We start from the raw sequence: 22,258 nt of genomic DNA, 5'->3' as shown, positions 1-22,258 counted from the left end.
CTGCTACTGCTCCGCGTCCCGCTCGCGCGTCTGGCGCAGCATCTCCTTCACCTTGGCCAAGTTCTCGGGGTTGACCGGGGTCTTGCTCTCCGCGACGACCTGCGGATTCTGCCGAGCTGCCGGAAGCAGCTCGTCGTAGCGAGGGTCCCCCGGAACGAACTTGTGCCACCCGTCGTAGAAGAACCCCTCCGGAGCCTTTCCCCCGTACCGCTGCCAGATCGTGACACCATTGGCGTCGAGCATCGGATGCCCGGTGACGTGGTAAGTCTCGGAATCAGAATGCTCGCTCAAAGTAACCCTCCAGAATCTGCGCCGCCACGCGGTCGCCGTAAGTGAATTGGTCCAGCGTTCCTGCAGTCCAGTGATTGAACGCCTCGGCGAAGTACTCGTGCGGCTGGCGGGTGTACGCATCCAAAAGCGGATTGTCGCCGATCCGGTCCAGGGCCTGCTGTCGTGCATGCAGCCACTCCGGCTGGCGACTCAGATTGCCGTAGGCCTCATCGACCGCGTGCCCGAACTCATGGACCGCAACACTAGTGGGTGTCTCGGCAATCGAATTGACCAGGAGTCTACGCTGGCCGGGTACGTACATGCCAGGTATGTATTCCGCCGGTGAAGTGCCCCCCACCGGGTTCACGCCGGCGAGATGGTAGCCGCCCGGAAGCTGCGTGATGGGCCTGGGGCCGATGCTGATCCCGCCGCCCGGCACCTCTTTCAGATGGTCCCAGACCTTGTCGAGGATAGGGCCCGGCACAAGTGCCAGCTCCGTTTCCACCTTCGCGATACTCGGGTGATCCTCAACGTACTCAAGCGGCAGCTTCCCGGGCATCGGCAGCTCGACTGGCTTGGCATGCCTCGGGCCGCGTGGAACGTTCTCGCCGGGGCGTCCGCGTGGCCCTGCCGCGCCGCCGGCAGCGCCGACGACGACGTCGAGGGGCATGACGGGCCCGGTCTTGAACTCGGCGTCGTAGCCGACACTGAGGCCGGCGCCGGTGATCATGCGCCCGGGGACGGTGTCGGCGGCGTTGGCGGCCTTGGCCAGGCCAGCGAGGACGACCGACGCGCTCTCGGCGCGCTCGGCGGCGTTGACGACGACGCGGCCGCCGGCGCCGAGCCCGCCGCCGGCCGCACCCATGATGCCGCCGGTCTCGGCCGAGTCGGCGGCCTCGGTCAGGCTGTAGCCCCCGTCACCGAAGAACTCCACCCGAATCGGCTGAGCCACGGCAACGTCCACGGCGATCGCCTCGACCGCACCGAACACGGCACCGACCAGAATCGTCGCCGCGATCGTCGCCACGACCTCGGAGACCGCGACACCGACCGACGCGGCGGTGGCGACGATGCCCGCGGCGGTGGCGACGGCGATGTCCGCCGAGATGCTGAAGGTCACGAACGCCAGGGCGCCACCCACGAGCAGGGTGCCGCCGACGATCGCGGCCTCCTCCTCCAGCTTCTTGATCGCCTTGTCGACCTCGTGGGCGAACTCCCGCAGCGCCTTGGCCAGACTCCGGCACGCCTCCGCGGTGTCGGGCAACCAGCCCTTGCCCTTGCCCGCACTGTCCTTGCCGCCGTAGTACCGGCCCCAGAACGTGCCGAAGGCGTCGATCGCCGGGCCGTGGTTGTTGGCCACGATGGCGGCCGCGGCCTGATTGGTCGGCGCGGTGACGTTGTCGATGGCCGTGGCCATCGCCTCCCACGCGTCGGCGACCTTGCGCAACTTGTCCGGGTCCGCATCCGGCCACCACATGCCGGTGACCTTCTGGACGGCCTTCGCGACCGTGGACTCACCCACAGGCCGGCCCGAGGCAAGGGACGGGACGGGTCACGACAGCAGGTTCTTGGCGTGGTCGTCGGCCCCGGCATGGTTGTCGGCATGCGCGCGCAGCCCCGCGCCGATGCTGCCGAGCCCCTGGACCAGGACGTCCAGCGCCGAGAGCACCTTGTCGTGCGGACCGTTGTACGCCGTCGCGAACTCGTTGCCCTGCTTGTCACCACCCCACGGACTGCCCGCGTCGGCCAGACTGCGCTTGAGCGTGTCGAGCGCCGTCTTCAGCGCCTTGCTCTGGTTCTCGAAGGTCGGCGCGGCGTCCGTCAACTCCCCCGGCCGGACCTTGAACTCCGGCCCACCCGCCTTCGCCCCGTCATCCGCCATGGTGCCCCCGCGCTGTCTGTCGACTGACCAGTCCCGTGGTCAGACTGACCAACGAACTGGCGAGGTTTCAGTTCTGGAGCGTGACATCGATCACGCCCGCAGGCCCGGACCGCCTACGGAGGCGGTCCGGGCCTGCGGCATATGAGGTTCAGACCGAGCCGAACTCGCCACCACGGACAGCAGCGACGAACGACGCCCAAGCCGCCGTGGGGAAGACGAGAGCGGGCCCCTGGGGATCCTTCGAGTCACGGACCGGGACCAGGCCGGGGAAGTCAGGAGCCACCTCGACGCAAGTACCACCGTTGTTGCTGTAGCTGCTCTTGAACCATGCGGCGTCGGACAGGTCTACACGGGGAATCATGACGCTCCTCTCAGACTTCGCCGAACTCCCCGCTGCGGACAGCAGCGACGAACGACGCCCAGGCCTCGGCCGGGAAGATCAGGGCCGGACCGTCCGGGTCCTTGGAGTCACGGACCCTGCCGGGGTGTGCATCATCCACCTCGATGCAGCCGCCCCCGCCGTTACTGTAGGTGCTCTTGCGCCACTTGGCGCTCGCCAGATCCACGCGGTCGGTCATGGCATTCCTCTCAGACTGCACCGAACTCGCCGCTGCGGACAGCGGCAACGAACGACACCCAGGCCTCGGCGGGGAAGAGCAGGGCCGGCCCCTGCGGGTCCTTCGAGTCGCGAACCGGAGTCAGGCCAGGGAAGTCGGCAGCAACCTCGACACAGTCGCCCCCGTTGTTGGAGTACGAGGACTTGATCCAGGAAGCGCCGGACAGGTCTACGCGGTCGGTCATGATTGGAGTTCCTTTCGGGCCCTGCGGATCATCTCCTGGGATGCGGCCTTCGGCAGCGCCTCCACCAGGAGCTGATCGTAGTCACTCTCCCATCCCGCAACTGTTGCACGTGACCGCTCTAGGTGACCCCTCGCCGTCGATTCCGCGTAGCCCACGACCGTGTGGTCGGGGAGGTTCAACAGAACGACCGGCAGTGTGAACGCAAGGTTCTCCCCCATGCTGAACGGGGCGACCTGTACGGTGATGTTCGGGCGCTCGGCCAAGCCCTCAAGGTGCCTCAGTTGCTCGGCCATGACCTGCGGTCCACCGACGGGACGCAGCAACACCCCCTCCTCAACCACCGCGTGAAGCGCAGGCGGGCTCTTCTGGCTGAAGATCTCCTGACGCAAAGCCAGGTAGTCGGTGCGTTCATCGGCCTCGACCTGTGTGATCGCACCACGCCTGACAGCTGCCTGCGCCAGCGCCCTTGCATACCCAGGAGTCTGGAGGAGGCCGGGAACGATGACCAGGCCTACCGTTCGCAACCGTCGACATCGAGCTTCGGCGTCGGCGAACTCGGCGAATCCTTCCAAGAGCGCTGCCCGGCTGAATCGCCGCCACAACTCGTAGAACCGCTGGCCTGTTCCGAACACCTCATCAGCCTTAACAGCCAATGACCGTGTTGGGGAACGCTTCCCGTTCTCGACATATGAGATGTGTGCACCCGAGTATCCCAGGCGCCCGGCCGCCTCGGTCTGCGACCAGCGCTTCGCCCGTCGTGACCTGCGAAGCTCCTGACCGAAGCGGACTTGCGGTGACACCTGAGCATCAACATCGGCTTCAGCCATGATCCTTCGACTCCTTCACACGACATTGCTGTCAAAGGTAAGACGCTGGCAATCGTAAGGGCGATCGCGCCATCATGGCTACAGCCGGTGATTTACCGGAAGCGCAGCGCGACTCCTGGAGACCCTATGCCTGACGCGCAGAGACCCGACCCCCTGTTCCAACTCCACGAGGTGGTGCGGGACTTCAGCGACTCGGGGAACGGGAAGCCGAGTGAGGGCGTCTTCGTGGAGGCCGTGTTCGGCAAGGCGGTGCTTCGGCCGCTGGGGGCGAGCGGGCCCCAGCGGCGGGTCCCCCTCTCCGCGATCCGGTCGCTGGATCCGCGGGAGTTCGCGCCGGGCACCTGCGGGAGGCCGCGGCGTCGGCCGTTCGACGGGTGGCCGCTCTCGTCCGACAGCAGTTCCTCATACCTGGAGCAGAGTTGAGCACGTCGCCCCGCCTCGTCAGCAAGCCCCCCGGACGGCGATGGGGCCACCAGGCCTTCGTCCTGCGGGAGGATCCCGGAGGGTCGGGCGACTTCTTCGTCCTCCTGGTCGATTCCGTCCACCACGACGGGCTGACGCTGCCCGGCGGCTCCGCCGAGCAGGACGAGCTGCCCCATCTCGCGGCCCGCCGTCATCTCGAAACGCAGACCGGGCTCGTCCTACCGCTGCGCACCATCCTCACGGTCGACTACTCCCCCGCGACCGATAATCTTCCCGAGGGCCTGGACTTCGTCTACGCAGGCGGCGTGGTGACGCCCCGGCAGGCGGGGGTCGTCCGCCCGTACCAGCCTCCGCAGGGCGTCCGCGCCCTGCACTGGGTCGCCCAGGCCAAGCTGCACCGGGTCATGGCCGATGACCAGTACCGCCGTGTCGAGGACGCCTGGGACGCCTGGGAGCACGGCGCCGGCCTCCCGCTCCTCATCCGGGGCGTCCCGGTCCCGGTCGGCTGACCGGGGGCCCGGGCCGGCCCCGGCCGGGCTCACGGCAGCCAGTGCACCGGGGTGACCTCGCGGAGGTGGACGAGGATGTCGAAGGCTTCGGCCAGGGAGGCGACGGCCAGGTGTTCGGCGGCGTCGCGCTCCGGGGTGTAGACGCCGCTGATGACACGCGCTTTCGCCGGCCCGTCCCACCGGCTGCGGGCGTCGTCGTGGCGCAGGTCCAGCCAGCGGGCGGGCCGGTCCGGCTCGCCGAGCTTCGCGTCGACCAGGTCCGCGCCCGGGTCGGGGACGAGCGCGATGCCGAGGTAGCCGTGGTGGAAGCCGATCGCCGCGGAGACGTACTGCCCGCCGTGGTGCTTGCGCAGCAGGCTGCCGACGGTGGCCTGCGGGCCGCGCTCGGGTGCCAGGCCCAGTACCGTCTCGGCTGCGGAGGTGTGGGCGATGCCGTCCCAGTAGACGGTGCGCAGGCCGGTGCCGTGCTGGAAGTCGGCGATGATGTCGGCCCCCACCTCGGCTTCGCCGGCGTAGGTGCCGCGGCCGGCGACGCTGCGCTCGTGGAACTCCAGGATCAGCCGCATCCGCGCCAGCACGTCGTGATCACCGCCCGGGAGGGATTCGACGAGCGCGAGTGCGTCGCGGGCGTGTTCGGCGAACGGCCGCCCCGGGTGGACTCCCTGCGCGCGCTGCACGTGTTCGTCGACGGCGTGGGCGGTGCGGATGGGGTCCAGGTGGGCCGCCAGTTGCGCGAGCCGCTGCGGCGCCGACGCGCGCACGTGCTCCAGGACGGCGTCGTAGTCGGCGGGCGCCGCCTGGGCCGGCTTCACGCCGATGATCCGGACCGGGTCGTCCGCGTGGTCGCGGTTGAACGCCCGGATCCATTCCAGGGCGCCGGCCATCTCCTCGGTGCGCCACGGCCGCCAGGCGCCGGCCAGCGCGGAGGCGGCCGTACCCTCGCCGCCGCCCACGTAGGCGTCGAGGGCCGCGGCGGCACCGGCGCCGTCCTGGACGGCCAGTGCGCGGAAGCCGTGGTCCCGTACCAGCCGGCGGAACAGCTGGTCCCGTACGCCGAAGGTCTCCCGGGAGAAGCGCGTGGACTCCCCGATGCCGACCACCGTCGCCCCGGCGGCCAGTCGTCCGGCGATCTCGTCGAGCTCGGCGTCGGCCAGCGGGAGGACAGGGGCGCTCTGACGGTCTGTCGGGTCGGCCTGGTGAGGGGCGGGGTGGCGAAGGGGTGCGGTGTCGTTCGGCATGCCGCTCAGCCTGGTTCCTCAAGCTGACTTGAAGTCAAGCCCCGATCCGGTTCGGCCCCGGTTTGCCCCTCCCCCAGGGGCAGGGGGCACAGTGGCCCGCGTGCCAGAGGAACTGATCACCATCGGGGAGCTCGCCGCCCGCACCAGGCTGAGCGTCAAGGCCCTGCGGCTGTACGACGAGCGGGGGCTGTTGCGGCCCGCCGTCACCGACCCGTACAGCGGGGTGCGCCGTTACGGCCCCGGGCAGGTCGAGCGGGCCCGGCGGATCGCGCTGCTGCGTGCCGCCGGGCTGCCGCTGGCGCCGATCGCCGCCGTGCTCGACGCGGGCGGCTCCGAGGGTGAACAGCTGCTGCTCGCGTACTGGCGCGAGCAGGAGGACGTGCACGCGGCCCGCCGGGAGGCGGTGGGCTACGCCCGAGCAGTGCTGACCGGAAGGACCCCGACCGTGTACGAGATCAACGAGCGTGACGTGCCCGAGCAGCAGGTGCTGTTCGTGCGGCGGCACGTGGGCGCCGCCGAGCTGCCCGGCTTCCTCGCCGAGGCCTCACAGCTGCTGTTCGCGCGGCTGGAGCAGGCCGGAGCCTGCCTGTCCGGGCCGCTGTTCGCCGTCTACCACGGCCTGGTGTCCGAGGACTCCGACGCCCTGGTCGAGGTCTGCGCGCCCACCGGGGCCGCCCTCGAACCGGAGGGCCCCTTCGGGCTGCGCGTCGAGCCCGCCCACCGCGAGGCGTACACCGAACTGACCCGGCGCCAGGGCGACTTCGCCACGATGGCCGCCGCCCACGACGCCGTCGCCGCCTGGCTCGCCGACCACGGCCACGAACGCGCGGGCTCCGACCGGGAGGTGTACCACCCCAACTGGGCGACCGCCGCCCCGGACGAGCACGTGGCGGACGTCGCCGTACCGCTGGCTCCCGCCGGGTAGCGGCCCGGGACGGCGACGCCGCGACCTAGGGGGCGACGGCGCCGAGCGAGGCGAAGAACGCGGCGTCGAGCGGGTGTTCCCACGAGGCGACGGCGACGAAGGCCCCCCGCCAGGCGAAGCTCGCGCACGACACGCGGCCGTCGGCGGAGCGGCGGCGCCGTGCGGCGACGGCGGCGCCCTCGACCACGACCGGCGCGGGCGCCTCCTCGACGAGGTCGAGCCACTCGGGCCGGTCCCCCCGCCCGAGCAGGTTCCTGACCGCCGCGTCCGTCTGGTCCCGTACGGTCGACTGCGCGAAGACGACGACCGGCAGCGCGCGCCGGCCGCCGTGCGCGTAGGAGTGGACCAGGGAGTCCGCATTCCGGCCCGTCCCCCCGCGGATGATCATTCCCCGGCCCTCCGCCCAGCCGGGGATCCCCACTGTCTGATCGGTGGTCATTCTGCCGCCTCTCCTCCGGACGGGTACGGGCGCGGCGGCCGCCGGAGGCCGTCCGAGCTCGCCGCCGCCGACCCACGAGCTGCCGTAGCAGGATAGGGGGACCGCATGCCGTGCGATCCGTCGAAGGTTCGACGACGGCTGAAACGATGCGCCCGCCGCCGGGCGCGAGCGGGCGTGGGCGACGCCTGCCGCGACGCCTGCCGCGCCGCCTCCGCCTGCAGGTTTTCTGGACTTGAGGGTCCAATTCCTGCTGCCTACCGTGCTGTTCGTTCCCTCCCGGACGAGCCCGCACAGGAAGGCGGTCACCCCATGCACGCGATCAGGATCGAGGAGCACGGCGGCCCCGAGGTCATGCGCTGGACCGAGCTGCCGGACCCGGTGCCGGGCCCCGGCGAGGCGCTGGTGCGTCTGGGGGCGGCCGGCGTGAACTACATGGACGTCGGCGCCCGTACGCAGGGCACCGGCGGCTGGGCGGCGCCCGCCGTGCTGGGCGCCGAGGGCATGGGGTACGTCACCGCCCTCGGTCCGGGGGTGGACGGCCTGGCCGTCGGCGAGCGGGTCGCCTGGTTCTACCACCCGGGCAGCTACGCCGAGTTGCTCGCCGTCCCGGCCGCCTCCCTGGTCAAGGTGCCCGACGGCGTGCCGGACGAAGTCGCCGGTGGTGTGCTGATGCAGGGCCTGACCGCCAACCACCTGAGCACCGAGACCTACCGGATCGGCCCGGGCGACACGGCGGTGGTGCACGCGGCGGCCGGCGGGGTGGGCCTGCTGCTCACCCAGCTGGTCAAGGCCCGCGGCGGGAACGTGATCGGTCTGGTCTCCCGCGAGGAGAAGGCCGACGCCGCCCGGCAGGCCGGCGCCGACCGGGTGCTGGTCCACTCCGGCGCCGGATTCGAGGAGGCCGTACGGGAGTTGACCGGCGGCCGCGGGGCCGACGTCGTCTACGACGGCGGTGGCGCCGACACCTTCGCCTCCTCGCAGCTGGCCCTGCGCCCGCACGGGGTGCACGCGTACTACGGCCCGTTCATGGGCGTGCCCACGCTGCGGCCCACGGACCTGCCCAACAGCATCCTGCTCACCTACCCGGTGGTGCACCACCACGTCGCCACCCGCGAGGCCCTGGTGCGGCGCAGCGGGGAGCTGTTCGACCTGCTCCTGGACGGGCGGCTGACCATGCGGGTCTCCGGCCGTTACCCGCTGGCCGAGGCGGCCCGGGCGCACGCGGACATCGAGTCCCGCCGTACCACCGGCAAGCTGATGCTCCTCCCGTGAGGGGCCCGCGCTGCGCGAGGATCGGACCCGAGGACCAGGACGACCAGGACGAGCAGGACGACCAGTACCGGGAGGGCACGTGCCGTTGACCCGCAAGGGTGCCGCGACCAGGCAGCGCATCGTGGAGGGCGCGGCCGGGCGGATCCGCGAGGAGGGCGTTTTCGCGCTGCGGCTGGAGGACGTCATGGCCCGCACCGCGACCAGCAAGAGCCAGCTGTTCCACTACTTCCCCGGTGGCAAGGACGAACTGCTGCTGGCCGTCGCCCGCCACGAGGCGGCCCGGGTCCTCGACGACCAGCAGCCCGAGCTGGGCGCGCTCACCTCCTGGGCGGCGTGGCGGCGGTGGCGGGAGAAGGTCGTCGCCCGTTACCGCGCGCAGGGCGTGGACTGCCCGCTGCACGTGGCGCTGTCCGAGCTGGGTTCGGCCACCGGCGCGGCCCGGGCGGTGGCCGGCGAGTTGCTGGCGCAGTGGCAGGGGCAGCTCGCGGCGGGCGTGCGGCATCTGCAGGGGGCCGGCGAGGTGGACCCGGCGCTGGACGCCGAGCGGGAGGCCGCGGCGTTGCTGGCCGGGGTCCAGGGCGGGGTGCTGATCCTGATGACCACGGGTTCGATCGCGCCTTTGGAGGCCGCCCTGGACGTGGGTCTCGACCGGCTGCGGGCGGCCCGGCCCGGTGCGGCCGGCTGAGGGGGGCCGCACCCCCGCCGTTGTGGGAAGCCCCACAGACAAAGGCCGCTTCAGGCCCTCGGGGTGACGAGGGTCACGCTGTGTGTGCGGTTCGGCGCCGCTGTGGCGGCTGGGCGGCGCTCGGCCCCGGCAGGACTGGGAATGCCTTGGATCGGCACGGTCGGAGGTCCTGTCCGCTTCGGGACCAAGGTCATCAATCCCTTTGACCTTGGACCTCGTGGTGACCCTGGCCGACCGGGGCAACCCTGGACGGTCGCCCGGTGTGATCGGGCGATGGCGCCGTCCGACGTGGGCGGCGTCGTTCCCCTGCCGTCTACCCGGCGCACGGGAGCGGGCCCCGCCCGCCGCCGTACGCTCCGGAGGACCCCAAGCCCATGTCCCAGACCATCGACAACGCCCCGTATACCGCCTTCCACCGAAGGCTGGCGCTCGCCTGCTCCGGCGGGCCGCTGCTGGACGGCTACATCCTGAGCATCGTCGGCGTCGCCCTGATCGGGATGCGCCCCGACCTCGGGCTGTCCACCGCCGAGGTCAGCCTGATCGGCGCCGCCGCCCTGGTCGGCATGTTCGTCGGCGGCGCGCTCTTCGGCGTGCTGACCGACAAGATCGGCCGGGAGGTGATGTACACCGCCGACCTGCTCGTGATGGTCGCCTGCTCGGTGCTCTCGTTCTGGGTCGACCAGGTGTGGGCGATCGCCGTGCTGCGCTTCGTGCTCGGCATGGCCGTGGCCGCCGACTACCCGATCGCGACCTCACTGCTCGCCGAGTGGCTGCCCGCCAAGCACCGGGGCCGCCTGCTCGGCCAGCAGATCGTCGCCTGGTACGCGGGCTCCGTGCTCGCCTACGTGGTGGGCTACCTGTTCCTGGAGCTGGCCGGTCCGGGCAGCTGGCGGTGGATGCTGGCGAGCTCCACGGTGCTGTGCGTGGTCTTCCTGGTGATCCGCCGCGGCTCGCCGGAGTCGCCGCGCTGGCTGGCCGCCAACGGGCGGGTCGGCGATGCGGTGCGCGTGGTCGAGAAGCACCTCGGGGTCCGGGTCGACGGCCGCGAGCTGATGCCCGATCCGGCCGAGCGCGGCCGGCCCGCCGGGCTGCGCCTGCTGATGACCCAGCCCTACCGGCGCCGCACCCTGTTCTGCGGCCTGTTCTTCCTGTTCCAGGTCGGCCCGCTGTTCGCGATGCTCACCTTCGGCCCGCAGATCCTGTCGTCCTTCGGCATGCCGGGCGGCACCGTCATGGACACCCTGGGCACCGGGCTGATCAGCCTGGTCTTCCTGCTGGGCTGCTACCCGGCGCTGCGCCTGATCGACAGCCGCGGCCGGCGCCCCGTCATCATCTGGTCCTTCGCGCTGATGACCGTCCCGCTGGCCCTGCTCGGCGTGTGGCCCACCGCCCCGGCCGCGATCGCCCTGACCGCGCTGTGCGCGTACGCGTTCCTGTGCGGCGGGCCCAATGTGCTCGACTGGACCTACCCCAACGAGCTGTTCCCCACCGAGATCCGGGCCACCGCCGTGGGCGTGGCCACCTCGGTCAGCCGGATCGGCGCGGCCGTCGGCACCTACCTGCTGCCGCTGTCCCTGACCGGGCTCGGCACCGGCCCGACCATGCTGATCGCCGCCGGCACCACCGCGCTCGGCCTGCTGGTGTGCGTGCTGTGGGCGGAGGAGACCCGCGGCACCGCACTGGGCGCCTCGCCGGCCGCGTCCGCCGAGGCCGCCGGGGCCGCCAGGAGCGCGGCGTCGGGCGTCCCGGCCCAGCGCGTCCCCCAGCCGGTGCGCTGACGACCGGTACATGAACCGACGGCGCCGCCCGGGATCCTCCCGGGCGGCGCCGTCCGTACTCAGCGGTCGAGGTGGAAGGTCAGCTCGATCTCGGTCGCGCTGCGCGGAACGCCGTGGACGAAGCCGCCGGCGGAGCGGAAGTCTCCGGTTCCTCCGGTGATCGCGACGTCGAACTCGCCCAGCACGTGGTCGGCGAAGGACTGGAGCCCCTGCGTGGTCAGCTGCCCGCCGGGCAGCGCGGTGGTGACCTGGCACTGCGCCTCACCGGCGCCGGGCCTCGCGAGGAAGGTGACGGTGCAGGCACCGCCGCCGTGTCCGACCTTCTCACCGTCGCGCAGGAGGTCCTCGGCGAAGACGATCTGATCGCCCTGGCTGGGGGCGTCGCCCGTTCCCAGGTGCAGCAGGCTTTCCCTGGTCACCTGAGCGAGCAGCGTGAAGGTCTTCTGCTGCCCGGACGGGCCGTGGTCGGCGGGAGGCCCGGCGGCCACGGCCGACGGGCCGCACAGCAGGACGGCGGCCAGAGTGCCGGCGGCAGTCGGGCCGAGATCCTTGAAACGGGACATGTTGCCTCTCCCGGCTGATTCGCGGGCAGCGGCCGGTGACCGGGTGTCACCTGGCATCCGATCTGCCCGGGCCCGTCCCACAGTGCGGTGGACGAAGGGGCGCGGCGCTCTCTGCTCGTCATCCGGGTGACGGGGCCGTGAGCCGCTGCGGGTCCTGCCCTGACCGGCCGCCGGTCAGGGCAGGAGCAGGGCGCGGGCGTTGTCGCGGACGGAGGCCAGCCAGGCCGGGCGGATGCCGGGGATCCGTTCCAGGGCCTGGAGGAAGGTGTGGTCGAGCGGCAGGACGGGGCGCCGGGGGTGGGGCGGCAGGGGGTCGTCGCGTTCGACGCCCGGGGGCAGGCCGCCGGCGGTGGGCCTGGTGGGGTGCTCCTGGTGGAAGGCGAGGTGGCGCCAGAACCCGAGGGCCAGCGGGGCCGCGACCACCCCGGGGGGTGTCGGCCAGGGCTCTGCGGTCTGCGGGTGCTGCGGGACGACGGCGATGTCCGGCAGGGGCTCGGGCAGGGGCAGTCCCGGGCCGGCCAGGACCGCCCGCTTGGGCGGCCGCCCCGCTGGGAGGGCGGCGAGGAAGCGGCGGAAGGCGTCCGCGAGGGGCCCGTCGGGGACGGTGACGGGCGAGCCGTCCGCGGCGGCGACCAGGTGGGCCAGTGTCACGGAGAGCTCCGACTCCCAGCGCGGGTCCCACTCCCCCTGCAGGTCCAGCAGCGGGGTGCCGCGCCGCTGTTCGCCGAGCTGCGCCCAGTCGGCGACCGGACGGGCGGGGCCCACCGCGACGGGGCGCACCGCGGTCGGCTCCAGCCAGGTCGCCTGCCACAGCGAGCAGTCGTCGACCCGGGTGGCCACCTCCCGGCCGCAGCCGGCGCAGGCGAGGTTGGGGCCGTCCCGGCCGTCGAGGCCGCAGCAGAAGCCGGCGTTGCGCTCGGGGACGAGGAGGGTGCCGACGGCGTCGCCGGGGGCGATCACGATCGGGCGGTGCTGCCGGTCGGGGCTTTCGTCGACGGCGTAGGTGCCCGCGTCCATCAGGACGGGCATGGGGTGGCCGTTGCCGTAGATGTGGCCGGCGTAGAGGGGGAAGGCGGCCCGGGACAGCGGGGTGGTCAGCGCGGTGCCGCAGCCCTCGCAGGTGAAGACCTCCACGTACGCGCTCCCCCGTCCCCTCCGGCCCGTCGCGGCCCGGCACTGACATCGACACCGGCACCGGCACCGGCACCGGCACCGGCACCGGCACCGGCTGACGAGTATCGCGGGCCGGGCGGCCGGGGCCGACGGATTTTCGGCCCCGCCGCCGGTCGGCTTTGTCAAGCGCGCACCGCGGCCGCTCCCGCAGCAGTACCGTCGACCCCTCAACGACCGTCCGGATACGGTGTATTGGAGGCGAGCGACGGTGACCGAGGCGAAGCCCGGGGACGACGGCAGGTCCGGCGCGGAGGGCGGTGTGCTGCACGAGCGCGAGGCCGAGATCCGCTCGGCGGGGCGGGCGATCGAGGCGCTGACCGGGCCCGTCGGCACCGAGGTCGGGGAGCTGCTGCTGTACACGGGCGCGGCCGGGCTGGGCAAGACGGCGGTGCTGACCGAGGTGCGGCGGGCGGCGCGGCGCGCGGGCTGCACGGTGCTGTTCGGCCGGGGCGGGCAGAGGCAGTGCCACGAGCCGTTCCACGTGGTGCGCCAGCTGGTGCGTCCGGTGCTGGCGGCGCTGTCCGACGAGGAGCGGGCCCGGGTGTTCGGGCCGTGGGAGGACGTCGTCGGCCCGGCGGCGGGGCTGGCGGCGCCGCGCGGGCAGCTCGACCCGCAGGGGGTGCGGGACGGGCTGGACTTCGTCCTCACCCGGCTGGTGCAGCTGCGTTCCCCGGTGGCCGTGCTCGTCGACGACCTGCACTGGGCGGACCCGGAGTCGCTCGGCTGGCTGGCGGGCTTCGCGGTGCGCGCCCGGGAGCTGCCGGCGCTGCTGGTGCTCGCCTGCCGCGACGAGTTCCCCGACGACGCCCTGGCGCTGCAGCGCGGCCTCACCGACCGGGCCGACCGCCGGCACGAACTGCGCCCGCTGCGGCCGGACTCGGTGGCGCACCTGGTCCGTGCGGCCCTGGGCGCGCAGGCCGAGGACGCCTTCTGCCGGCACGTCTGGGCGGTCACGGCCGGCAACCCGTACGAGACCGCGGCGCTGCTGCGCGAGGTGGCCGACCAGCGGCTCGACCCGGTCGAGGAGAGCACCGGGCAGCTGCGCGAACTCGCCGCCACCGCACGGGGGATGACGCTGCGGCACTGGCTGGACCGGCTCGGCCCCACCACCCTGCGCTTCGCCTGGGCGGCGTCCGTGCTGGACACCGACATCCGCCCCGACCTCGCCGCCACCATCTGCGCCCAGGGCCCGGAGACCGCCGCCCAGTCCGTCCGCGAGCTGCGCCGCCACCGGGTGCTGACCGGCCCCCAGTCGGGCCGGCTGGAGTTCGTCCACCCGCTGGTCGCCACCTCCGTCTACCAGTCGATGCCGCCCGCCGCCCGGACCGGGATGCACGGGGTCGCCGCCGTCGAGCTGGAGAACGCCGGCCTGGGCCTGCTCGCGGCGTCCCGGCACCTGCTGGAGATCCTGCCCGAGGGGGACGGCGAGATCGTCGACAAGCTGCGCCGGGCGGCCCGCGAGCACCTGGCCATCGGCGCGCCCGAGGCGGCGCAGCGCTGCCTGCGCCGCGCCATCAGCGAGCCGCCCGCCGACGAGGACCGGGCCACGGTGCTGTACGAGCTGGGCTGTTCGGCGCTGCTGACCGATCCGGCGACGACGGTCAACCAGCTGCGCCTGGCGCTGGCCGACCCGTACGGGCCGGGGCCGGGGCTGCGGGTGGACGCGGTGTTCCGGCTGGCCCAGGCCCTGGCCCACAGCAACCGGGTCGACGAGGCGGCGGCGCTGTGCGCCGAGGAGGCCGCGCGGACCTCGCCGGGGCCGGGGCGGCTGCGCCTGGAGGTCGCCCACTTCATGTTCGCCGCGTTCCAGTCGCAGGACGCGGACGGGCCGGGGCGCTCCCGGCGGCTCGCGGAGTTCGACCGGATGCTGGCGACGGTCGGCCTGGCCTTCACCGACCTCGGCGCCGACGGCGATGCCGATGCCGATGCCGAGGTCGATGCCGGTACGGGCGGGGACGGGTCGGCGCCGGGCGGGGCCGTGTTCGAACACGACGGCCTGGCCCACGCGGTGGCCGTGCTGCGCTGCTGGGACCTCACGCTGCGCGGGGTGGACAGCGCGGAGGCGATCGCGCTGGGCGAGTCCGCACTGCCGGGCGGCCGGCTGCCGCGCAGCCTGGGCTGGACCAACACCACCTGGGGTTTCGAGCTGCCCGGGATCCTGGGCATCAGCTACCTCTACGCCGACCGGGTCGACCGGGCGGAGGAGCTGTTCGGGGAGGCGGTGCGCGCCTACGAGGTCGCCGGGTGGAGCGGCGGCCACCTCGGCTTCGCCTACCTGCTGACCGGCATGCTCCGCTTCCGCTGCGGGGAGCTCGCCGCGGCGGAGGACTACCTGCGCCGGGCGCTGCGCATCGCCCGGCGGTTCGGTCCGGGCACCCCGCTGCACTGGGACGCGGTCGGGGCGCTGACCGAGACCCTGGCCGCGCGCGGGCGGCTGGAGGAGGCGCTGGAGCTCGCGCGCGAGCACGCCTTCGGCCCGCCGTACCCGACGGTCATGGCGCTGCCCGACGCGCCGACGCTGTACGGGCGGCTGCTGCTGGCCCGGGGTGACGCGGCGGGTGCGGCGGCGACGCTGGCCGCCGCCGGAGAGGCCCTGGACGCGCGCGGGTGGCGCAACACGGTGTGGGCGCCGTGGCTGGGCCACCTGGCGCGCGCGGTGGCCGCCGAGGAGCCGGAGCGGGCCCGCGGCCTGGCCGGGGAGGGGGTGCGCCGGGCCCGGGTGTCGGGCACGGACTCGGCCGTCGGCAGTGCGCTACGGCTGTGCGCCGCGGTGCACGAGCGGCCCCGGGCCGTGGAGCTGCTGACCGAGGCGGTCGGTCGGCTGGAGCGCTCGCCCGCCCGTTACGAGCACGCGCTGGCCCTGGTCGACCTGGGGGAGGCGCGGGGCGGCGGCGCGGGCGGCCGGGCGGCGCTCGTCCGGGGGCTGGAGCTGGCCGTGCGGTGCCACGCCGACGGCCTGGCGGAGCGGGCCCGGGCCCTGCTGGGCGCGGACTGAGGCAGGAGGGAGGCGGGTGGGGCCAGGCGGGCCGGGCACCCCCTTGCAAATGACCAGCGCGTGCAACTATCTTGAGGACATAAGTTGCAGCTGCAATCAGTTGCGCGGGCATGCACGCCGTCCCCGGCGCCGCCGACCCCACCGGGAGTCTCCGACATGAGCACCACCCTCTTCACCCCGTACACCCTGCGGGAGCTGACCGTCCCCAACCGGATCTGGATGCCGGCGATGTGCCAGTACAGCGCGATGCCGGACGGGGACGCGGCCGGCGTGCCGACCGACTGGCACTTCACCCACCTCGCGGCGCGCGCCGCCGGCGGCACCGGGCTGATCATCACGGAGGCCACCGCGGTCAGCCCTGAGGGCCGCATCAGCCCGTACGACCTCGGGATCTGGAACGACGAGCAGGCCGCGGCCTTCCGCCGGATCACCGCCTTCCTGAAGTCCCAGGGCACCGTCGCCGCGATCCAGCTCGCCCACGCCGGGCGCAAGGCGTCCACCGAGCGGACCTGGGTCGAGCGCGGGCGCGCCCTCGCCGCCGACGAGGAGCACGGCTGGCAGCCGGTCGGCCCCGGCGCCGAGCCCTTCTCCCCCGGCCACGGCGCGCCGCAGGAGCTGACCGGGGAGCAGATCGGCCGGATCGTGCGCCAGTTCGCCGACGCCGCCCGGCGCGCGCTGGACGCCGGCTTCCAGGTCGCCGAGATCCACGGCGCCCACGGCTACCTGATCCACCAGTTCCTCTCCCCGCACACCAACCGCCGCACCGACGGCTACGGCGGTTCCTTCGAGGGCCGCATCCGCTTCGCGCTGGAGGTCGTGGACGCGGTGCGCGCGGTGTGGCCCGAGGAGCTGCCGGTCTTCTTCCGCGTCTCCGCGACCGACTGGCTCACCGAGAACCCGCAGGACGGGCGCGAGGGCTGGACCTCGCAGGACACCGTCCGCCTCGCCAAGGAGCTCCAGGCGCACGGCGTGGACCTGCTGGACGTCTCCACCGGCGGCCTCGTCCCCGACGCCCGGATCGAGGCCGCGCCCGGCTTCCAGGTGCCCTTCGCCGAGGCCGTGCGCAACGAGGCCGGCCTGCCGGTGGCCGCCGTCGGCCTGATCACCGACCCCGCCCAGGCGCAGGCCGTCGTCGCCGAGGGCCGCGCCGACGCCGTGCTGCTCGGCCGCGAACTGCTGCGCGACCCGTACTGGGCCCGCCGCGCCGCCGCCGAGCTCGGCGGCGAGGTCCCCTCCCCCGTCCAGTACCACCGCGCCTGACGCCCCGGCACACCTCCGCCCGCCGGGCCGTTGCGACGGGCCGTTGCGGCGGCCCTCCCGGCGGGCGGAGATGTCGGGCGGAGGTGTCGGGCTTGAGTTGGAGTGCACTCCAAGTCCTACGGTTCTGCCGTGGGTCCGGCCCGCCGCAGTCGGCGGGCACCGGACCCGGTCACGAGGGACGTGGCCGCCGACAGGGCGGCCGGAAGAGGAGCAGCACGATGGATACGGCCGCGAACGACGCAGGAACCCGCCGGGAGCGCTTCGCGCACGGGATGGAGGTGCTCGACCGCATCGACGGCGAGGTCGGGCGCCGGGTCGTGGAGTCGCTGGACGACATCAACCCCGAGCTCGGGCACCAGGTCGTCGCCTGGGGCTTCGGCGAGATCTACAGCCGCCCCCAGCTCGCGCCGCGCGACCGCCAGTTGGTCACCCTGGGCATGCTCACCGCCCTCGGCGGCTGCGAGCCGCAGCTGGAGGTCCACGTCAACGCCTCGCTCAACGTCGGGCTCACCCCGGAGCAGATCGTCGAGGCGCTGCTGCACTCCGCCGCCTACTGCGGCTTCCCGAAGGCCCTGAACGCCACCTTCGTCGCCAAGAAGGTGTTCGCCGAGCGCGGCCTGCTGCCGGTCACCGGCACCTGACGGGCCGGCGGCCCTCAGCCGCCGGACCCGGCAGGCCCGGCAGGCCCGGTAAGCCCGGCAGGCGGGGTCTGCGGCAGGGCGAGGGTCACCAGCAGGCCGCCGGCCGGGTCGGGGGTCAGGCGCAGCTCGCCGTGGTGGGCCTCGGTGACGGCGGCCACGATCGCCAGGCCCAGCCCGTGGCCGCGGCGGGCCGGGTCGGCCTCGGCGGTGCGCCCGCGTCCGCGCAGGAACGGTTCGGTGAAGGTGGCCACGGCCTGCGGGGTGAGGAGGGGGCCGGTGTTGGCGACGGCGAGGCGCACCCGGCCGCTCTGCTCGGGGTCGGGCCCGGTGGTGACGGTGACGCGGCCGCCGGCCGGCAGGTTGTGGCGCAGCGCGTTGTGCAGCAGGTTGACGGCCGCCTGGCGCAGCAGGACGGGGTTGCCGGTGGTCGGGGCGGGGCGCAGGTCGGCGGTGAGGGTGGTGCCGGAGGCCCGGGCCTCGTCGTGGACGGCGGCCAGGGCCTCGCGGGTGGTGTCGGCGAGGTCGACGGGGGCGAGGTCGGGCGGGGTGTGGCCGAGGTCGGCGAGCTGGAGCAGGGCCTCGCTGATCTCGATGCCGCGCTGGTTGGTGTCCTGGAGGCGGGTGACGAGCTTGCCCCAGTCCTGGCCGGCCGGGTCCGCGGCGGCGACCTGGAGCATGGTGCGGGTGATCGCCAGCGGGGTGCGCAGTTCGTGGGAGGCGTTGGCGGCGAAGCGCTGCTGGGCCTCGAAGGAGCGCTGGAGGCGTTCGAGCATCTCGTCGAAGGCGTCGGAGAGGTCGGTGAACTCGTCGCGCGGGCCGGTGAGGGCGATGCGGTGCTCCAGGGCGCCGCCGGCGGCGGCGTGGGCGGCGCGGGTGATGTCCTGCAGCGGGCGCAACACCCGGCCGGCGATCAGCCAGCCGCCGGCCAGGCCGACGGCGGTCATCAGGGCGAGCGCGTAGCCGCCGGCAGTGAGCAGGGAGTCGAGGATCTCCTGGCGGGAGGGGGCGTCCGAGCGGTAGCGCGGGTTGGAGGAGGTCAGGGGGTAGTTCGGGATGTAGCGCATGCCGACGTAGACCACGGCGAGGGCGAGGGCGCCGGCGGTGACCGCGAAGAGGGCGTAGCTGAGGGTCAGGCGCATCCGGGCGGTCAGACGGCGGGGGCGGGGGCCGGGGCGGGGGCCGGGCCGGGTGGTCATCGGGTGGTGTCCTCGTCGCCGAGGCGGTAGCCGACGCCGGGCACGGTCTGGATCACCCAGGGGTCGCCGAGGCGTTTGCGCAGGCCGGAGATGGTGATGCGGACGGCGTTGGTGAAGGGGTCGGCGTTCTCGTCCCAGGCGCGTTCCAGCAGGTCCTCGGCGCTGATGACGCCGCCGCGGGCCGTCATCAGGACCTCCAGGACGGCGAACTGCTTGCGGGAGAGGGCGACGTAGCGGCCGTCGCGGTAGACCTCGCGGCGGAAGGGGTCCAGGCGCAGCCCGGCGTACTCCAGGACGGGCGGGGCGGCCTGGGCCGGGCGGCGGGCCAGTGAGCGCAGCCGGACGACGAGTTCGGGCAGGTCGAAGGGCTTGGTGAGGTAGTCGTCGGCGCCGAGTTCGAAGCCGGCGACCTTCTCGTTCAGGCGGGCGGCGGCGGTGAGCATCAGGACGCGGCAGCCCAGGCCGCGTTCGACGATGCTGCGGCAGACGTCGTCGCCGTGGGTGCCGGGGATGTCCCGGTCGAGGACGACGACGTCGTAGGCGTGGACGGCCAGGCGTTCCAGCGCGGCGTCGCCGTCGGTGACGATGTCGCAGGCGATCGCCTCCAGCCGCAGTCCGGCCTGGACCGCCTCGGCGAGGTAGATCTCGTCCTCCACCACCAGGACCCGCACGTGCCGTTCTCCCGCCTGTCTGTGTCGTTCGTCCCCCTATTGGACCCGATGGGGCCTATCGAAAACGTATCGGCCTGCGCAGACGTCCTCGCAACACCGTGCCCCGTCGAATGGTCCGGCAACGGACGAAGGACCACGAGGGACATCGGGAGGCAGGGATGGACGCGGTGCGCAGGACGGCACCCGGGCGGAGGGCCCGGGGCGGGCGGCGGACGGCGGCGGGGGCCGGGGCGGCGGCGGTGCTGGTGCTGGCCGGCGCGTGCGCCGCCGACCCGCCGGGCACCGGGGCCGCTCTGCGGACCCTGGCGGCCACCGTCGGCGCGACCCCCTCCCCGGCGGGGACGGCGGCGGACGGGGCGATCCCCGACGGCACGACGCTGAGCCCCTTCGACGACGAGGCCCCGGCCGTGCGCAACCTCGACAAGCCGCTGCTGGAGGCCCTGCGGCGGGCGGCCGGCGACGCGCGGGAGCGGGGCGTGGAGATGACCGTGACGTCCGGCTGGCGCAGCAAGGCCTACCAGCAGCGGCTGCTGGACCGGGCGGTGGCCAGGTACGGGAGCGTGGAGCAGGCCCGGCAGTTCGTCAACACGCCGGAGAAGTCCGCGCACGTCACGGGCAGGGCGGTGGACATCGGCCCGACCGCTGCCGACGACTGGCTGATCCGCAACGGCGCCCGGTACGGGCTGTGCCAGGTGTACGCCAACGAGATGTGGCACTTCGAGCTGCTCACCGCGCCGGGCGGAACGTGCCCGGCGCAGCTGCCGGACGCCGCCGGGTGAGGGGGCGCGTGGTGTCCGCCGGTGCGGATGCGACCGCCGGTGCGCCCGAGGGCGTGGAGCGGGCGGCGCGGTGGCGGTCGGTGCCCCGGTGGCGGCGCGGGCGGGTGCCCGCCGTGCTGGGGCTGCTCACCGCGCTCGCCCTGGGCGGCCACCGGCTGCTGCCGGACCTGGGCGTCGGCCTGGGGAGCCTGTGGGAGAGCGCCCTGCCCTGGGGCGCCCTGGTGGCGGTCGCGGTGCTGCTGTGCGCGGCGCTGCGCCGGGCACCGGCGGCGGCCTGCGCGGGCGCGGTGGCGGCGGCGGTGTGGGCAGTGCTGTTCGGGCCGCTGCTGCTGTCCGGCGGGGCGGCGAGCGGTGCGCCGGCGGGCGGGGTGCCGGCCGGTGGGGCGGGCCTGACCGTGGTCACCCACAACGTGAACGCCCACAACCCGGACCCGGCCGGCACCGCCCGTGCGCTGCTCGCCGTCCACCCGGACCTGGTCGCGCTGGAGGAGGTCACCGACACCGCCCTGCCCGCCTACCGGGGCGTGCTGGACGCGGCGCTGCCCCACCACACCCGCAGCGGCACCGTCGCGCTGTGGAGCCGCTACCCGGTGACGGAGGCGCGGCGGCTGGTCATCGACCCGGGCTGGAACCGCTCCCTGCGGGCCGAAGTCCAGGCCCCCGGCGGGCCGTTGGCCGTCTACGTCGCCCATCTGGCCTCGGTGCGGGTGACCGCCGCCGGCTTCGCCACCGGGCACCGCGACCGCGACCTCGCCGCGCTCGGCAGCGCACTGGACGGGGAGCCGCTGCGCCGGGTCCTGCTGCTGGGCGATCTCAACACCGCCGCCGACGACCGCGCCCTCGCCCCGCTCACCGGCCGCCTCGCCCCCGCCCGTACCGGTCTCGGCTTCACCTGGCCGGCGGCCTTCCCGCTGGCCCGCATCGACCACGTCCTCACCCGCGGCCTGCCGGCCGCCGCCACCTGGACCCTGCCCGCCACCGCCAGTGACCACCTGCCCCTGGCGGCGAGGTTCGGGGCGTAGGGCCCGTCTGCAGACCCCCGTCTGCGGCCGACGCTCCCCGGCCCGGCGGCTCCTCCTCGCCTCCCGTCAGCCGGTCATGCTGACGTCGCGGCAGTCGCCGGCCGGGGGGCACAGGTACAGGGTGAGGATCTCGCCCTGCTCGGGGATCCGGATGCCGTAGGAGACGAAGGTGACGAGCTTGCCGCCGCCGAGGTCGACCGTGCGGCTGTGGACGGGACCGAGGACGTGGTCGGTGGCGCCGGTCGCCCTGATGTCCGCCACCCGGCCGTGGAAGGCGGTGACGGCGTACCACTCCGTTCCCGGAGGCGGGCCGGAGGGCACGGGCTGCCCGACGGTCATGCCCTCGATGGAGCCGAACCCGACCGTCCCTCCGGCGTTGTCCGCGAGGTCGACGGCCGCCCAGCAGGCGTCGATGCTGTCGATCAGCCAGAAGACCTCGGCCCGGGTCCGGCCGTCGGTGTCGAGCACGGCCAGGGTCGACAGGGTCGGCGCCGGACACTGCTCGGGCCGTACGCCCTCCCGGGACAGGCCGTCCACGATCCACTGGGCCGACGGCGGGGCGGGTTCGGGCAGGGTCACCTTGTGGCGGTCGGACCCGCCGCTCCCGATCAGGCTGCAGGCGGTCGCCGCCACCAACAGCACCGCCGCGCCCAGAGCCCCCGTCATGCGGTTCATCGCGTCCCCCCGTAGCGACCGGCCGTGAGGGCCGTCCCGGCGGCCGTCGGTGGCGGCCGCCGTCCCAGGTTCCGCCCCGGCGGGGTGGCCGACAAGGCCTCGGCGTGTCCCGGATCGGTCCCGAGTCGGCACGGGGGCAGGGAAGTTCGGCGCGGGAAGTCGGCGCTGGCGGTGGTCGCCGCGCTCTGCGTGGCCCTGTTGCCGTACGTCACGGCGGCGCACTACGGGCTGAAC

General features: G+C 73.9%; 25 protein-coding genes. 11 read left to right on the top strand and 14 right to left on the bottom strand.

Going from position 1 to position 22,258, the window contains the following annotated elements; all coding sequences use genetic code 11:
- Nucleotides 1-3 precede the first annotated feature (3 nt).
- The 7 genes from ABT048_RS02920 to ABT048_RS02890 all read right to left on the bottom strand — a co-directional run bounded on the left by ABT048_RS02920 (nucleotide 4) and on the right by ABT048_RS02890 (nucleotide 3,780).
- The gene (locus ABT048_RS02920; protein ID WP_350519523.1) at nucleotides 4-291 is read right to left on the bottom strand and encodes a hypothetical protein; all 288 of its coding nucleotides are present in this window, start codon (nucleotides 289-291) and stop codon (nucleotides 4-6) included.
- Nucleotides 275-1,792 (bottom strand): WXG100-like domain-containing protein, encoded by a 1,518-nt coding sequence (locus ABT048_RS02915; protein ID WP_350519522.1) that lies wholly within the window; start codon nucleotides 1,790-1,792, stop codon nucleotides 275-277. The genes ABT048_RS02920 and ABT048_RS02915 overlap by 17 nt, the downstream gene beginning before the upstream one ends.
- A 30-nt stretch (nucleotides 1,793-1,822) precedes the next feature.
- Nucleotides 1,823-2,152, bottom strand: coding sequence for a WXG100 family type VII secretion target (locus ABT048_RS02910; RefSeq protein ID WP_350519521.1), 330 nt, complete (start codon nucleotides 2,150-2,152; stop codon nucleotides 1,823-1,825).
- A 148-nt stretch (nucleotides 2,153-2,300) separates the two neighbouring features.
- Nucleotides 2,301-2,513 (bottom strand): DUF397 domain-containing protein, encoded by a 213-nt coding sequence (locus tag ABT048_RS02905; RefSeq protein ID WP_350519520.1) that lies wholly within the window; start codon nucleotides 2,511-2,513, stop codon nucleotides 2,301-2,303.
- Between the two features lie 10 nt (nucleotides 2,514-2,523).
- Nucleotides 2,524-2,730, bottom strand: a complete 207-nt coding sequence (locus ABT048_RS02900; protein WP_350519519.1) for a DUF397 domain-containing protein — start codon at nucleotides 2,728-2,730, stop codon at nucleotides 2,524-2,526.
- A 10-nt stretch (nucleotides 2,731-2,740) separates the two neighbouring features.
- Nucleotides 2,741-2,953, bottom strand: coding sequence for a DUF397 domain-containing protein (locus tag ABT048_RS02895; protein WP_350519518.1), 213 nt, complete (start codon nucleotides 2,951-2,953; stop codon nucleotides 2,741-2,743).
- Nucleotides 2,950-3,780, bottom strand: a complete 831-nt coding sequence (locus ABT048_RS02890) for a helix-turn-helix domain-containing protein (protein WP_350519517.1) — start codon at nucleotides 3,778-3,780, stop codon at nucleotides 2,950-2,952. Before ABT048_RS02890 ends, ABT048_RS02895 begins: the two co-directional genes overlap by 4 nt.
- A 419-nt stretch (nucleotides 3,781-4,199) precedes the next feature.
- Between ABT048_RS02890 and ABT048_RS02885 the strand changes: the two genes are divergently transcribed.
- Complete coding sequence (locus ABT048_RS02885) at nucleotides 4,200-4,712, top strand: NUDIX domain-containing protein (RefSeq protein WP_350519516.1); 513 nt, start codon at nucleotides 4,200-4,202, stop codon at nucleotides 4,710-4,712.
- 29 nt (nucleotides 4,713-4,741) lie between these two features.
- On the opposite strand, the gene ABT048_RS02880 is transcribed toward ABT048_RS02885, so the two are convergent.
- Complete coding sequence (locus ABT048_RS02880; RefSeq protein WP_350519515.1) at nucleotides 4,742-5,950, bottom strand: erythromycin esterase family protein; 1,209 nt, start codon at nucleotides 5,948-5,950, stop codon at nucleotides 4,742-4,744.
- A gap of 100 nt (nucleotides 5,951-6,050) precedes the next feature.
- Here ABT048_RS02880 and ABT048_RS02875 point away from each other — a divergent pair, with 100 nt between their 5' ends.
- Nucleotides 6,051-6,875: a MerR family transcriptional regulator gene (locus ABT048_RS02875; RefSeq protein ID WP_350519514.1), complete on the top strand. Its 825-nt coding sequence runs from the start codon at nucleotides 6,051-6,053 to the stop codon at nucleotides 6,873-6,875.
- Nucleotides 6,876-6,900: 25 nt separating this feature from the next.
- On the opposite strand, the gene ABT048_RS02870 is transcribed toward ABT048_RS02875, so the two are convergent.
- On the bottom strand, nucleotides 6,901-7,314 hold the full coding sequence (locus ABT048_RS02870) for a hypothetical protein (protein WP_350519513.1): 414 nt from the start codon (nucleotides 7,312-7,314) through the stop codon (nucleotides 6,901-6,903).
- A 309-nt stretch (nucleotides 7,315-7,623) separates the two neighbouring features.
- Here ABT048_RS02870 and ABT048_RS02865 point away from each other — a divergent pair, with 309 nt between their 5' ends.
- From ABT048_RS02865 to ABT048_RS02855, 3 genes are all read left to right on the top strand, one after another.
- Entirely contained in the window at nucleotides 7,624-8,586 is a 963-nt protein-coding gene (locus ABT048_RS02865) for a quinone oxidoreductase family protein (protein WP_350519512.1), read from the top strand.
- Nucleotides 8,587-8,665: 79 nt separating this feature from the next.
- Entirely contained in the window at nucleotides 8,666-9,271 is a 606-nt protein-coding gene (locus tag ABT048_RS02860; protein ID WP_350519511.1) for a TetR/AcrR family transcriptional regulator, read from the top strand.
- Nucleotides 9,272-9,645: 374 nt separating this feature from the next.
- Complete coding sequence (locus ABT048_RS02855) at nucleotides 9,646-11,049, top strand: MFS transporter (RefSeq protein ID WP_350519510.1); 1,404 nt, start codon at nucleotides 9,646-9,648, stop codon at nucleotides 11,047-11,049.
- A gap of 59 nt (nucleotides 11,050-11,108) precedes the next feature.
- Here the strand turns inward: ABT048_RS02855 and ABT048_RS02850 are convergent, their stop codons facing one another.
- Both ABT048_RS02850 and ABT048_RS02845 read right to left on the bottom strand, forming a co-directional pair.
- Nucleotides 11,109-11,612 carry an allene oxide cyclase barrel-like domain-containing protein gene (locus ABT048_RS02850; protein ID WP_350519509.1) on the bottom strand — a complete coding sequence of 168 codons (504 nt, stop codon included), beginning with the start codon at nucleotides 11,610-11,612 and terminating at the stop codon, nucleotides 11,109-11,111.
- Between the two features lie 174 nt (nucleotides 11,613-11,786).
- Entirely contained in the window at nucleotides 11,787-12,746 is a 960-nt protein-coding gene (locus tag ABT048_RS02845) for a hypothetical protein (protein WP_350519508.1), read from the bottom strand.
- Between the two features lie 247 nt (nucleotides 12,747-12,993).
- On the opposite strand from ABT048_RS02845, the gene ABT048_RS02840 reads away from it, so the two are divergent.
- The 3 genes from ABT048_RS02840 to ABT048_RS02830 all read left to right on the top strand — a co-directional run bounded on the left by ABT048_RS02840 (nucleotide 12,994) and on the right by ABT048_RS02830 (nucleotide 17,681).
- Nucleotides 12,994-15,780, top strand: coding sequence for an ATP-binding protein (locus tag ABT048_RS02840; protein WP_350519507.1), 2,787 nt, complete (start codon nucleotides 12,994-12,996; stop codon nucleotides 15,778-15,780).
- Nucleotides 15,781-15,936: 156 nt separating this feature from the next.
- Nucleotides 15,937-17,040, top strand: a complete 1,104-nt coding sequence (locus ABT048_RS02835; protein ID WP_350519506.1) for an NADH:flavin oxidoreductase/NADH oxidase — start codon at nucleotides 15,937-15,939, stop codon at nucleotides 17,038-17,040.
- A gap of 218 nt (nucleotides 17,041-17,258) precedes the next feature.
- A complete protein-coding gene (locus ABT048_RS02830; RefSeq protein WP_350519505.1) occupies nucleotides 17,259-17,681 on the top strand; it encodes a carboxymuconolactone decarboxylase family protein in 423 nt (140 codons plus the stop codon).
- Between the two features lie 14 nt (nucleotides 17,682-17,695).
- Here the strand turns inward: ABT048_RS02830 and ABT048_RS02825 are convergent, their stop codons facing one another.
- On the bottom strand, nucleotides 17,696-18,877 hold the full coding sequence (locus ABT048_RS02825; protein ID WP_350519504.1) for a sensor histidine kinase: 1,182 nt from the start codon (nucleotides 18,875-18,877) through the stop codon (nucleotides 17,696-17,698).
- Nucleotides 18,874-19,548 carry a response regulator transcription factor gene (locus tag ABT048_RS02820; protein ID WP_350519503.1) on the bottom strand — a complete coding sequence of 225 codons (675 nt, stop codon included), beginning with the start codon at nucleotides 19,546-19,548 and terminating at the stop codon, nucleotides 18,874-18,876. The genes ABT048_RS02825 and ABT048_RS02820 overlap by 4 nt, the downstream gene beginning before the upstream one ends.
- Nucleotides 19,549-19,706: 158 nt before the next feature.
- Between ABT048_RS02820 and ABT048_RS02815 the strand changes: the two genes are divergently transcribed.
- Entirely contained in the window at nucleotides 19,707-20,327 is a 621-nt protein-coding gene (locus ABT048_RS02815; protein ID WP_350519502.1) for a M15 family metallopeptidase, read from the top strand.
- A gap of 11 nt (nucleotides 20,328-20,338) precedes the next feature.
- Nucleotides 20,339-21,349, top strand: coding sequence for an endonuclease/exonuclease/phosphatase family protein (locus tag ABT048_RS02810; protein ID WP_350519501.1), 1,011 nt, complete (start codon nucleotides 20,339-20,341; stop codon nucleotides 21,347-21,349).
- Between the two features lie 66 nt (nucleotides 21,350-21,415).
- Here the strand turns inward: ABT048_RS02810 and ABT048_RS02805 are convergent, their stop codons facing one another.
- Nucleotides 21,416-22,024, bottom strand: a complete 609-nt coding sequence (locus tag ABT048_RS02805; RefSeq protein WP_350519500.1) for a hypothetical protein — start codon at nucleotides 22,022-22,024, stop codon at nucleotides 21,416-21,418.
- A 24-nt stretch (nucleotides 22,025-22,048) separates the two neighbouring features.
- On the opposite strand from ABT048_RS02805, the gene ABT048_RS02800 reads away from it, so the two are divergent.
- Nucleotides 22,049-22,258 (top strand): hypothetical protein (locus ABT048_RS02800; RefSeq protein ID WP_350519499.1); only part of this gene is annotated, 210 nt, incomplete at its 3' end.

Origin of the sequence: Kitasatospora sp. NPDC096140 (assembly GCF_040303045.1) — a bacterium.
Lineage (GTDB): Bacteria > Actinomycetota > Actinomycetes > Streptomycetales > Streptomycetaceae > Kitasatospora.
Note: the sequence above shows the minus strand (reverse complement) of the source record. Positions and strands in the feature narration are given on the sequence as shown.